Source organism: Gemmatimonadota bacterium (assembly GCA_016209965.1).
GTDB lineage: Bacteria > Gemmatimonadota > Gemmatimonadetes > Longimicrobiales > RSA9 > JACQVE01.
The window spans coordinates 1-12,394 of record JACQVE010000062.1 but is presented as its reverse complement, the minus strand read 5'-3'; the positions used below and the strand labels follow the sequence as shown (position 1 = coordinate 12,394).

Genomic DNA, 12,394 nt, shown 5'->3' with positions numbered 1-12,394 from the left:
CTGTGAGCTTCAGCGCTACGGCGCTCACGCTCAATCTCAAGATCCAGGCGCTGTATCTGACCCAGAGCACGCAGACCCAGTCGGGCAGCGTGCCGCTGGTGAAGGATCGGAACGCCTATCTCCGGGTCTTCGTCACGGCCAACGAGAGCAACAGCGCCACGCCGGTGGTGCGCGTGCGCTTCTATCAGGGGAGCAACCTGCTAGATACGCGGACCATCGCGGCGCCCGGATCCTCCGTGCCCACCTCCTTGAACGAGGAGCCGCTGACGGCGTCCTGGAACACGGCCATCCCGGGCTCGCTCATCCAGCCCAACGTCTCGATCCTGGCCGATGCCGACCCGGACCGGACGCTGCTCGAGGCGGACAAGACGGACAACACTTTTCCCGCTTCCGGCACGGCGCAGGCGCTGGACGTGCGCACGGCGAACGCGTTTCAGCTCCGGCTGGTGCCCGTGCGCCTCGCGGCCAGCAACAACCTGACCGGAGACGTGACCGAGTCCAACAAGGCGGACTACACTTCCTTGACGGGCAAGGTCTACCCGCTGCCCAGCGTGGACGCGGATATCCGGGCGGCATACAGCACGAACGCGGTGCTCACGGTGGACGACGCCAATGACGGCTGGGGCATCCTGCTCCGGGAACTGGACGCGCTCCGCGTCGCCGACAACTCGCCGCGCTACTACTACGGCGTGGTGAAAGTGCCGTTCAGCGGCTCCACCGGCGCCGGCATCGCCATTTCCCCGGGGACGGCGGCGTGGGGTTGGGACACGCCGGACGGCAGCGCCGGGCTGACCGGCCGCGGCCAGATCGCCGCGCACGAGTGGGCGCATAACTGGAACCGGCTGCACTCCCCCTGCGGCAGCCCGGCCGGGCCGGACCCCGAATACCCCTACGCGAACGGCGTCATTGGCGTATACGGCCTGGACGTGGCCGCTTCGGCCCTCAAAAGCCCGTCATTGCCGGACATCGTGAGCTACTGCGCCAATCCCTGGATCAGCGATTACACTTACAGGGGCGTGCTGAATTACCGCGCCACCAATTTCGAGCCGCCCCCCGCCGCCGCGGCCGGGCCGGAGCTGTCCCTGCTGGTCTGGGGAGGCATCTCACGCGGCCGGCTGGTGCTCGAGCCCGCGTTCCCGGTGCTGACCCGGCCAGTGCTGCCCAGGGAGCCCGGCCCCTACACCCTCGAGGGCCTGGATGCGGGAGGCGCGCGGCTGTTCTCCTTCGCGTTCCGGCCGGCCGACTTGGTGGACGGGCCGCAGCCTGCGGCCTCGTTCGCGTTCGCCATCCCGGCACGCCTGCTGGAGCCGGACCGGCTGGCCGTGCTGCGCGTGTCCGGCCCGGAGGGGGAGGCCACGCGCGCCTCTCCGGCCGCCTTCGCGGCGGCGGCTGCGGGGCCGGCGCCGGCGCCCCCGCGGGCTTCACTCAGGCGGCGGGCAGGCGACGTCGTCGAGCTGAGCTGGGATGGCGGCGCCTACCCCATGGTCATGGTGCGGGATCCGCGCACGGGACTGGTGCTCAGCTTTGCGCGGGAAGGCGCGGTCACAATCGGCACGGCTGCGCGCGAGCTCGAGCTCGTCTTCTCGGACGGGGTGCAGGGGACCGCGCGCCGGGCCACAATTCGCTAACGGGCTGCCGTGAAGAGGCCAAGGCGCAGACATTGGGGGCCCACAATGAAAAGCGTAGCATGCCTCGTCAAGCGGCCTCCATACTCTTTCCTGGCCGCATTGCTTGCCCTGCTGACTGGCGCATCCGGCTGCGCTTTGAAGTACATCGGGGTCCCGAATCAGCCAGGGGACGCACCCGGGAACAGTTGGCAAATTGTCGACGTTAACCTGACCTCGAGCTGGGCTTTGCCCTGCAGCACCGTGGTCAACACGGTAGACTGGGAGGGCCTGGTGCTGTTTCACGAGCCCGACCCACCCTACAAGCCCCTCGAGCCGTGGGCCGTGGTCCAACCCTGGCCCCACGTGCAAACTCCCATGGCGGGCGACATATTTGCCGCCGGGCGCCGCTGCGCAGTGGCTCTCGTGAAACTACAGCTCAACCCAGCGGCGGCAAAGTTCTGGCCGGCTGGCAGCGCACCGGCCCTGTATGTCTCGCACCAACACGTGGTGCCGTTAGTCGTTTACAAGTTGGAATCCCGCCATTTCGCTTACGCTGTACACCTCACGTCGCCCGGGCAAAGCGAGGTTGTGTTCGCGAGCGTAATCGTCGCATCGGCCCACAATGACAACGCCTACAATCATCTTGAGACGGAGGGGCGAATCCCGGTCAGATTTGCGCAGTGGCCCAAGGTCAACGTCGGTGACCCGCTGCAGCCGTGGGGGAAGGTCCAGCCGCTCGACTGTATCTTTTCGATTTCCTTCGGGCAGGCGGCCATTACGTGTCCCGGGCTGTGATGCCGAGGGCGGGTCGTGCCCATGCCGACCGGATTCGTACTTCCGGCGCGGCGATGCTCTTACGGGGCATCGACGTCCTCCGCCTCCCGCGGTCCTGAGTTGTAGAGCCAACCCCCGGCCACGGGGTCGCCTGGCTCCGGGCTCAGGTCGCCGGGTACGGGCACCATTGACGCCGTCACGGGCCGCAACCCATACTTCCTGACACTTCTGCAACCCAGCCTCGGCAGGCCTGCCGGGTGACCGAATCTGTCTCGTCCGCCGTCCCGCGCGTGAGGCCGCTATGCTCGAGCTGTTCCTCTTCGCCCTGGTCCTAGGCGGCGGGCTGCTGCTGCTTTCCATTTTCGCCGACCTGGGCGATCACGAGCACCACCTGCACTGGTTTGACCACTACGCCAGTGGCATGGAGGTGCTTTCCTTACGCACTGTCACCTATTTCCTGTTCGCCTTCGGTGGCGTAGGCGCGACGCTGAGCTGGGCGTGGGGCGGGCGCGCGCTGCCCGCTGTTCTGGCATTGGCGGCGCTCGCCGGCGTACTCGTGGCCGGAATCAGCGCAACCGTGTTCCGTTACCTGCGGGCCACGGAATCGGGAGAGCCGGCTGGTGACCAGGAATTCATTGGCCTGCATGCCACGGTTACGGTGCCGCTGTCGCCTCGTATGCCGGGCAAGATCCTGGTTCAGCGCGCGGAGCGCACCGTCGAGCTGCTGGCCAGGCCGTATGATGCGGACGCCCCGGAGCTGCAGCAGTGGAGGTCCGTCGTCATCATGGACATCCAGGGCGGAACCGCGCTGGTGGCTCCGCTGAGCGAACTGACACCCGCCCATTGAGCTTTTGACCGGCAGGGCGCTGACAGGAGAACCTCCATGTTCAACCTAGATCCGTTTTCCGGAGTGGTCATCGGCGGGATGGTCTTGTTCGCCACTGTGGTGCTCATCAGCACCATCCGCAGACTGACGGTCATTGTGCCGCCGAACGCGGCCGCGGTGATTACCGGCCGGGGCCGCGCGCTGAGCAGTGGGCGCAGGATCGGCTATCGGGTGGTGAGCGGGGGCCGCACACTGCGCGTGCCCATTATCGAAGAAGTCAAGCATATGTCGCTGGCTACCATTCCCATCGAGCTTTCGGTGCACAACGCTTTTTCCAAGGGTGGCATCCCGCTGACCGTGCAAGCAGTGGCCAATGTGAAGATCGCCTCCGAACCCGAGGCGTCGTTTCACAACGCCGTCGAGCGCTTGTTGGGGAAGACGCCGGCGCAGATCGAGGGGTTGGCCAAGGAGACGCTTTCCGCCAACCTGCGCGGTGTGCTGGCCACCCTTACGCCGGAGGAGGTCAATGAGGACCGCCTGCGCTTTGCCGCAGAGCTGACGCAGGAAGCCGATCAGGACCTGCACAAGCTGGGGCTGCAGCTCGACACCTTGAAGATCCAGAACGTCTCCGATGACGTGGGCTACCTGGCCGCGGTCGGCCGGCGCATGACCGCGGAGGTCATCCGGCAGGCGGAGATCGCGGAATCGGACAACCGTCGCCAGCAAGAGGTGGCCAAGGCGCGCAACGAGAAGCAGGTTGCCGAAGAGTGGACGCAGACGCGCGTCCGGCAGGCGCAGCTCAACCAGGAGGGTGAGGCGGCCGAGCGGCTGGCCAAGGTGAACGTCGAGATCGCGGAAGTCGAGCGGCAGCGGGCGCTCGAGCAGCAGCACATTGAACGCGACAAGTTGCGGCTTCAGGCGGAGACGGTGATCCCGGCCCAGGCGGAGCAGGCCGCCGCGGAGGCGGCGGCGCGGGGCGCCGCGGCCTCCATCCTGGAGAACGGCAGAGCGCAGGCCCAGGTGCTGCAGATGCTCGCTGAGCAGATCCGAGCGGCGGGCGATCAGGCAGTAGCCGTCTTTCTCGCCGAGAAGCTGCCAGCACTGCTGGGCGTAGCGGTGGAAGCGGTCAAAGGCATCGAGATCGACCGCGTCGTGGTACTGGACGGTGGCCGGGGCGACGCCGTCGCCGCCGCCGCCAATCAACGCGTGCACGCCGCGCTGCGCGTCATCGAGGCCATGTCCTCCGTCCTGGGACTGGACGTGCAGAAGCTGATCGAGGCGGCCGCGCGCCAGGTCACCACGGCGGCGCCGGCCCTCGAGGTGGTCCCGACCCCGCGAAGCTAGTGGTCGAGCTCACAAGTACGGTGAGCACCAGCTGCGCGGGAACGGCGCGGGGACCTGGCCGCTAGCCGAGGCCGTCGGGGCACATCTCGGGTTGGGCCCCCGGTCCCCGAGCGAGCCGCCGCTCAGCGAGCCATGGCTCGAAGCTGGTCCCGGGCGCGCCGATCCTGACTGGCCCGGTTGGCGAAGCTCTGGAGCGGCGTGGTTGTCGTGCGCAGCACGCCCCAGAATGGCAGGCCGTGCAGCAACGCGTCCAGCTCCTCGTTGGAGCCGGCCTCGGCAAGGAACGCGAGCGCGCGGGCGCCGGCCAGTAGGCCGCCCGCGATCTTCCCTTCCGCCTCGAGCCGCGCGCACGCCTCCAGCCCGGGAATCACCAACTGGTCCAGCATGTCGGCGAACCCCTGCAGCGGCAGGAGCGGACCCGGGTCCACGAAGTCCATGGTGACGAGGTACTTCATCTTCCACCTCCGCAAGAAAGTTGAGATTGATCGCAGTCCCCGTGGCTCCTCCGCTGCCGCGCGCGCCCTGGAATCGGGTGGCATACGGCGGGCGCGGCACAGGGCGGCGGAGTTGCCGCGGGCTGCGGCGCGCATAAGTATGAGCGATCCTCCGAATCCATTCTGAACGCAGACTGAACCGCGTTGAACTCCGCGCCGCCGTACGTACTCGAGCTCCTGGGGGGCGCGACACTGCGGCGCGGCGTGGAGCTGGTCACCGGCCGCGCCGTGCAGCGGCGCCGCCTGGGGCTGCTCGCCCTGCTGGCCCTGGCGCCCAACCGCACGCTGAGTCGCGACAAGCTCCTCGCCTACCTCTGGCCGGAGCGGGACGCCGCCCACGCGCGCGACCTGCTCAGCGCGTCGGTTTACGCATTGCGCCAGCCGCTGGGCGCCGAGCTGCTTTTCTCCGAGGGCGACGACCTGCGCCTGAACGCGGCACTGCTGACCAGCGATGTGGCCGCCTTCGAGAGCGCGGTCCGCCGCGGCGAACTGGAAGCGGCGGCGGCGCTCTACCGCGGCCCCTTGCTGGACGGCTTCTTCCTGAGCAACGCGCTCGAGTTCGAGCGCTGGGCCGAGGCGCAGCGGGACCGGCTGGCGGCCGTGTATGCCAGCGTGATCGAGCAGCTCGCAGGTGTGGCGGAGTCGGCGGGCGACGCCGCAGCGGCGGCCCGGTGGTGGCGGCGACTCGCGGCGCACGACCCCTACAGCTCTCGGGTCGCATTGCGGCTGGTGTCGGCCCTCGAGGCGGCCGGCGAGCGGGCGGCGGCGCTGCAGCAGGCGGCAGCACATACGGCGTTGCTGCGCGAGGAGCTCGGGATCGAGCCTCCCCTGGAGCTCGCCAACCTGGCGGGGCGCCTGCGCGCCCTGCCGCCTCCGCCGCCCCTACCGCCGGCGCCGGGGGGGCCGCCTATGCTCGCGGCGGCCGCAGCGGCGCCGGCCGCAACGCCGGCCTTCCCGGCGCCGTCGCCCGCACCCGCGCCCCCGCTCGCGCCGGGCTCGCTTCCGCTGCGACGCCGACGGGCATGGCTGGCCGGACTCGCCCTTCTGCTCCTGGTGGCGGCCCTGGGCGGGCGAGCGTTGTGGCGGGGCCGCGCCTCGCCCCTGGAGCCCGGCACCGTCGCGCTGCTGCCCTTCGAGCTGGCGGCCGCGGACGCCTCGCTGGGCTGGCTGCGCGAGGGCATGGTCGAGCTGCTGGCCCGGAAGCTGACGGGTGAGGGCGGGCCACGGGCGGTCGACCCGCGCGCCACCCTGGCCGCGGCGGAGCTAGCGCAGGCGGAGGGCGGGCGGCGCGTCGCGTTGAGCGCCGCCCTGGCCACGGCGCGGCGCCTGGGCGCGGGGCAGGCCCTGCTGGGCGCGGTCGTCGGGACCGCCGCCCGCCTCACCATCACGGCGTCACTTTACGACTCGCGGACCGGCGGCGTGCGGGCGCGCGTGGAGGGCGTGACGGGGCCGCTGGACTCGCTGCCCGCGCTACTCGACCGGCTGGCGGCCGAGCTCCTTTCGCGGGGCGCGGGTGAGGACGCCGAGCGCATCGAGGTGTTGACCAGCGCCTCGCTCCCTGCCCTGCGCGCCTACCTCGAAGGCCGGAGTCTCTACCGCCGCGGCCGCTTCGAAGAGGCCGCCCGCGCCTACCTGCGGGCCGTGGACATTGACTCGAGCTTCGCGCTGGCCGGGCTGGGGCTCGCCCTGGCCACGAGCTGGACCGGCCGGGACCTGGGCCTGGGACGCGGACTGCGCATCGCCTGGAAGCAGCGGTCGCGGCTGAAACCCCGGGACAGGGACTTCCTGCTGGCCTTTGCCCTCCCCTACTTCCCCGGTGGCCGGGTGGTCCCGACCGGTGAGCTGCTTGCCGCCTGGGAGGAGCTGGTCGGCGCCTGGCCGGACAGCCCGGAAGCGTGGTACGAGCTGGGCGACACCTACTTCCATCACGGCGCCCTGCTCGGCCACGCGGGCGCGCACGCGCTCGCCGCGGCGGCGTTTCGGGAAGCTCTCGAGGTGGACTCGGCCTTCGCGCCCGCGCTGCACCACCTGATCTCGGTGCGCGCACTGCACGGCGACACCGTGGGGCTGCGTCGCCTGGCCGACCGCTACTTCGGCCGCTTCGTGCCCGAGCAGCGGGCCGCCTCGCACCTGGCCTGGCAGGTGGCGAATGCGTTGAGCGACGCTGCCTGGCTCGATACCGTGCGCTCCCGCTTCAGCTCCATGAGCATTGCCGACCTGCGCGAGGTCGCCTGGCTGGCCCAGCTCGCCGGCTGGCCCGTGGCCGACGCCGCACCCGCTGCCGCCGCGCTGGACCGGCGGGCTGGCCGCACCGCCGAGTACGCCGACAACCTCTGGCTTCGCTATGCCCTGGCTTTGAATACCGGCCGGCCATCGGAGGCGCTGCGAACAGGCGGCAGCAGGCGGGTTCCCGGGCCAGGCGACTCGTCGCTGCCGGTGCGCCAGGCGCTCGCCGCGCTCTTCGCTGATGGCGACGCCGCCATGGGCGCCGCCGCCGTCGCCCGGCTTGAAGCCCGCGCCCGCACCGCCCAGCCCGCCGGTCTCGGCGACCGGCGCCTCCAGCGCACCGCGCTTTGCCTGGCCGAGCACTGGCGCGCGGATCAAGGCCAGGCGGAAGCGGTCGGGACAGGGATTGCTCGACTGCGCGCGGCCGTGGCCGCCGGCGACGATCCCGCCGCCGCCAGCACGTACGGCCTGTGCGCCGAATGGCTGGAGGCGATGCGGGCGGCGCGGGCGGGCGGACCCGAAGCGGCGGCCCGCCGCGCCCGGCTCGATTCGCTGCTCCTGACGCCGACCTGGCAGCAGTGGTGGCTCGAGGCGGCCAGCGTCGTGTCCATGCGCCTGCACGAGCAGGGCGGCGAATGGGACAAGGCCCTGGCCGCCTCGCGGCGCCGCGGCTTCATTATCGGCAACCCCTACTTCCTCTCCACCCTGCTGCTGGGCGAGGCGCGGCTGGCCGCGCGAACCGGCGACCGCGAAGGCGCGATCCGCGCCTACCGCCATTACCTGGCGCTACGTCCCCAGCCCGAGCGCGGCGCGCCCGCCGCCAACGTCGCCGCCGCGCGCCGCGAGCTGGCGCGACTACTGGGGCAGCGCACCACTCCCTGAGATGGCACCCGTTCCTGGGGAATGCTCGATACCTTCTTCGGCCTGGACAGGCAGGCCGTGGTGCCAGCCGGCCGCTTGACGGTCCTCACGTCCGCATCCGGCAGCGGCGCATGCGAAACGTGAGTGCGCAGAAATGTTGCACCGCAGCGCGATTTCGCGTAGATTACAGAAAAGATTTCCCGGTACGGAGGACCGATGGAAGACACTGTGGCGAAGGACGCGAAGCGCTTGCTCCTGCGGTACGGCGCTCCGATTGCCGTGGTCGACCAGCTCTCGGATGACGAGCGGATCACGGTGGCGCGGTCGATCGTGCGCACCGCGCTGGGCGAGCGGCCGGCCAGGCTGCGCAAGCTGTTGAGCGAGGGTGGCTGGATGGATCCCAAATAGCCGCCGGTCCGACGGACGTCAGGCTCGAGGATCCGCCCCTGCGGGGCGGATCTTTTTTTACGCCACAAGCAGGGCCAGCACTGTGTACAGCGCGCCGGCCACTCCGGCGGCCAGCAGTGCCAGCGGGAGCTGAGTGGTCACGTGGTCCATCATGTCCGCGCCCGTCGCCAGCGAGCTCAGGATCGTGGTGTCGGAGATGGGCGAGCACTGGTCGCCGAACGTCGAGCCGCCCACGGCCGCGGCAAAGCACAGGGTCATGTAGAAGGGGTCGGGGTTGACCGCGTAGGCCAGGGGCATGGCAATGGGGAAGACGACGGCGTAGGTGCCGAAGGAGGTCCCGGTCGAGAATGCAATCGCCATGTTGATGCCCAGGAACAGCACGGGCAGCAGCGCGGGCTGCACCCAGCCGGCGGCGATCTCGACAACGTAGGCGGCGGTGCCCAGCGATTTCGAGACCTGCCCCAGCGTTACTGCCAGTCCCAGGATGATGGCGCCGATGGTCACGCCCTTGGCGCCATCCACGAACCCGTTCACCGCCTCCTGCACGCTCATGCCCTTGAGCAATGCCAGGAGGATGGCGCTGAGCACGGCGAGCCCGAAGGCTTCGGCAATGGGCACACGGATGCGGGAGATGTCGCCGGCCAGGAGTCCCGGCAGCACACCGGTGGCGGCCACGCCGATCAGTATGCCCAGGGGCAGCAGGAAATCGGAGAGCCCGGTCGGGTAGTCCCGGGGGACGCGCAGCTCGGTCAGCTCCTCCGCGACCAGTGGCCGGCCTTCGGGTGCGTTCAGCCGCCCAGTCTCCCGCGCGCGCCGCCGCGCCGCCCGCATGCGCCGCCCCTCCCAGGGCAGCACCTCGAGCGCAAAGAGCAGGGTCATCAGCACCGCGATGAGCGCGTAGAAGTTGAAGGGCACCGCGCGGAAGAAGAAGCTGATGGCCTGCTGCTGGGTGAGGAAGAGCGGCGTCGTGCCCACGACCAGGCCGCCAATGTAGATGGGCCAGGCGTTCAACGGGATGATGCTGGCGACGGGGGAAGCCGTCGAGTCGACGATGTAGGAGACCTCCTCGTGGCTGACACGCTCCGCGTCCGTGACCGGCCGTACCGTCGTGCCCGCCAGGATGGTCGAGATGGTGCCTCCCTGATGGAAGACAAGGCCCATGAGCCAGGCGAAGAGCTTGGCGCTGCGCGGACCCCGCACCACGTGGCGGCCGGCCCAGGCGGCAAAGTGCTGCGCCCCGCCCGTGCGCGTCCACAAGCCGATCAGCCCGCCCAGTGCCCAGAGGTAGACCAGCAGGATCAGGGCGTAGGAGTCGCTGGCTATCGAGGGCAGCAGGTAGGCGTCCATGATGTTCCAGTTGGCGCTGACCACGCCTCCCACAACGATGCCAAGGAACAGTGAGCTGATGACTTCGCGGGTGACGAAGACCATGGCCAGCGTCACCAGCGCGGGCAGGACCGAGGCGAGGCCGTAGTGTTCGGCGCCGGCCGGCCGCTCCCGGCCGAAGGCGAGCGCGAGTCCGACCACGGCGATGACGACCACTGCCGCCAGCGCCAGGCGCTGGCGCGCCGAGCGGCGGGGTGGTGGCGCAGGCTCGCCCTCGATCCCGAGCGCCTCGGGCGGCGCGGGAGTCCGGGCAGTGCCGGCGGGGCCGCCGGCAGCCGCGTCGCCCGTGTCACTTGCGAATGTGCGGTCGTCCGTCATTCGCCAGCCTAATGGTGCGGCGCCTCTGGTGGCCTGGGCGCGGCGGGGTCCGTCGTGGTGCCGGCCACAGGAGCCGGTGTTTGCACCGTCAGCTCGATCGTGCGCTCGTGGTCGAGCGCGAGCTGGAGCGGCGTGAGCCAGCGCTCGCCGAACGGGCGGGCATCGAGCTGCGCAGCACGGCCGTCGACGCGCGCAGCCTGCAAGCGGCCGGGCAGCGCGGGCTCGAACACCAGCCGCAGGGGCACGGCGCCGCTCTCCTGCTCGATACGGAAAACGTGCCGGCCCGCCTCCCGGCGGTAGCGCAAGGCAAGGTCGCAGTCGCCGACCCGGAGCCGCTCGACCTCGAGGTGGTCCCAGGACTCCGGGAGCTGCGGCCGCAGCCGCAGGCGGTGGCGCGGCGCGTCGGGTTCCGCGCCCAGCAGCCCGAAAACCAGCGGGGCGATCACCATGGCCGTGGACGCGGCGTGGTCCGGGCACCCGCCAATGCTCCGGCCCTCCTCGCCGTGCAGCACCTCCGGCCAGGCGCCGCGCTGGTGGCGGAATCCCTGCTCGACATTCATCCACCAGTGCCGGAACGCGGATCCCGGCCGGCCGGCGGCGTACTCGGCCCAGCTCACCCAGCCGGTGTAGAGCGGGCAGACCGCGCCACCCTGGAGGCTGGTGGGGTCATAATGCGGGTCGGAGCGGCCGATCAGCCGCACGCCCCAGGGTGCTGTGAACTCCTCGCCGGCGAGGGCATCGAGCCAGCCCGCCATGCGCTCGGGCTCGACGGCGCCCAGCAGCAAGGGCACGGCCTGCGCCGCCGTCTGCCCCCATTCGTGCTCCCAGGCGGATGCCGGCTCCGTTCCCGATCCTGATCCCGTTCCCGTTCCCGCGAAGGACGCGGCGTGCGACCGCTCATCGAGCTGCGAGGCGAACGCGCCCCGCGCTTGACTGTAGAAGCTGCGCTCCAGCGCCGCCCGCGCCCGCGCCGCCCCTCGGCGCAACCCTATGGCGAAGGGCTCATCACCCAGGCTCTCTGCCGCGTCCGCCAGCTCCCGCAGCGCGGCGGCCCAGATCCCGGCGTCGCAAAACGGGATCGCGCCGCCGGCCAAGGCTCCGGCCTCGGGGCCGCCGCGGCCGGCGCGCGTGTTCGCAGTCAGCCCCTGCCGGCCCAGGTCGGTCCGCCAGAGCTCGTATGCCCGGCGCACGAATTCCCAGTGGCGGGCCGCGACTTCGAGGTCGCCGGTCCAGGCCACGTAGCGGGCCAGGAGCAACAAGCAGAGCGGCGTCGAATCGGCGGCCTGGCGGCGGAGGGCGCCGCTAGTGGTGGACGCCTGCAGGCCGTCGCCCGTGATGTGCTGGGCTTCGGCCAGGAACCGCAGGGCATCGCCGGCCGTAGCGAAATCACCGGCGGCCAGACAGGCGAGGGCGGTCCAGCAAGCGTCGCAGCCCAAGTACCCGGCGCAGCCCGATCGGCCGCTGCCCGCTTCGCGCCGCGACGCGCCGTACCCCGCAACCAGCCCGCGGAGGCCGGGCGCGTCCACCAGGTAGCTGCCAAGCCGGTGCTCGGCCCATTCGAGGGCTGCACCCGCGAGCGGTTCCGATGCTTCGATCCGCAGGCGCTCGCCCTCGAGGCGACGTGCTGCAGCCTGGCGCGCCAGCACCAGCGCCGGTGCGTCGCCCAGCGCCCCGAGGGCTTCCTCGAGTGCGGCATCGCCCTCGGCCGTGCCCATCACGGCCAGGCGCAGGCTCTCGCCCGGCGCGAGGCGGACGCTGACCCGGGCAGCCAGCGCGGCCACGCCTTCATCCGACGCATCAGAGACCGTCCACTGCTCGGGCGCTCGGCTGAAGAGGAAGAGACGTGCATCGTCCGGCCCGTCCTCTCGGACAAGCAGCGCACGACCCTGCCGGCGCCACCTGAGAGGGCCCGGGGCCCCTGGGGAGTTGAGCCATGTGGGCCGCCGGTCCGTTTCCCACGAGATCGAGAACGCGGCCCCGCTGCCTGCGCGCCACTCCACGACCACCACCGGCGCATCCCCGGCCACAAAGATGCGCTCGGCCACCGCTGCGCCGTTTACCTCCAGGCGCCGCTCGATCCCCACGGGCGTCACGGTGACCGCCCGCACCCGCGGCGCTGGTTCCAGCCGCAACCCCTTCAGCACGCGCAG

At 70.9% G+C, this 12,394-nt stretch carries 9 protein-coding genes; 6 read left to right on the top strand and 3 right to left on the bottom strand.

Annotation, left to right across the window (positions count from 1 at the left end):
* The 4 genes from HY703_02840 to HY703_02825 all read left to right on the top strand — a co-directional run.
* A partial coding sequence (locus HY703_02840) for a hypothetical protein (protein ID MBI4544115.1) occupies positions 1-1,628 on the top strand: 1,628 nt, incomplete at its 5' end.
* Between the two features lie 354 nt (positions 1,629-1,982).
* Complete coding sequence (locus HY703_02835) at positions 1,983-2,402, top strand: hypothetical protein (protein ID MBI4544114.1); 420 nt, start codon at positions 1,983-1,985, stop codon at positions 2,400-2,402.
* Positions 2,403-2,682: 280 nt separating this feature from the next.
* Complete coding sequence (locus tag HY703_02830) at positions 2,683-3,228, top strand: hypothetical protein (protein ID MBI4544113.1); 546 nt, start codon at positions 2,683-2,685, stop codon at positions 3,226-3,228.
* Positions 3,229-3,264: 36 nt separating this feature from the next.
* Positions 3,265-4,551, top strand: coding sequence for a flotillin family protein (locus tag HY703_02825; protein ID MBI4544112.1), 1,287 nt, complete (start codon positions 3,265-3,267; stop codon positions 4,549-4,551).
* 122 nt (positions 4,552-4,673) lie between these two features.
* Here HY703_02825 and HY703_02820 read toward each other — a convergent pair whose 3' ends face one another.
* Complete coding sequence (locus tag HY703_02820) at positions 4,674-5,006, bottom strand: hypothetical protein (GenBank protein MBI4544111.1); 333 nt, start codon at positions 5,004-5,006, stop codon at positions 4,674-4,676.
* A 183-nt stretch (positions 5,007-5,189) separates the two neighbouring features.
* Here HY703_02820 and HY703_02815 point away from each other — a divergent pair, with 183 nt between their 5' ends.
* Positions 5,190-8,153, top strand: coding sequence for a winged helix-turn-helix domain-containing protein (locus HY703_02815; protein ID MBI4544110.1), 2,964 nt, complete (start codon positions 5,190-5,192; stop codon positions 8,151-8,153).
* A gap of 195 nt (positions 8,154-8,348) precedes the next feature.
* Positions 8,349-8,540, top strand: a complete 192-nt coding sequence (locus tag HY703_02810) for a hypothetical protein (protein MBI4544109.1) — start codon at positions 8,349-8,351, stop codon at positions 8,538-8,540.
* A gap of 57 nt (positions 8,541-8,597) precedes the next feature.
* On the opposite strand, the gene HY703_02805 is transcribed toward HY703_02810, so the two are convergent.
* Positions 8,598-10,244 carry a sodium:proton antiporter gene (locus tag HY703_02805; GenBank protein MBI4544108.1) on the bottom strand — a complete coding sequence of 549 codons (1,647 nt, stop codon included), beginning with the start codon at positions 10,242-10,244 and terminating at the stop codon, positions 8,598-8,600.
* 8 nt (positions 10,245-10,252) lie between these two features.
* Positions 10,253-12,394, bottom strand: a 2,142-nt coding sequence (locus HY703_02800; GenBank protein ID MBI4544107.1) for a hypothetical protein, incomplete at its 5' end; no start/stop codon positions are given.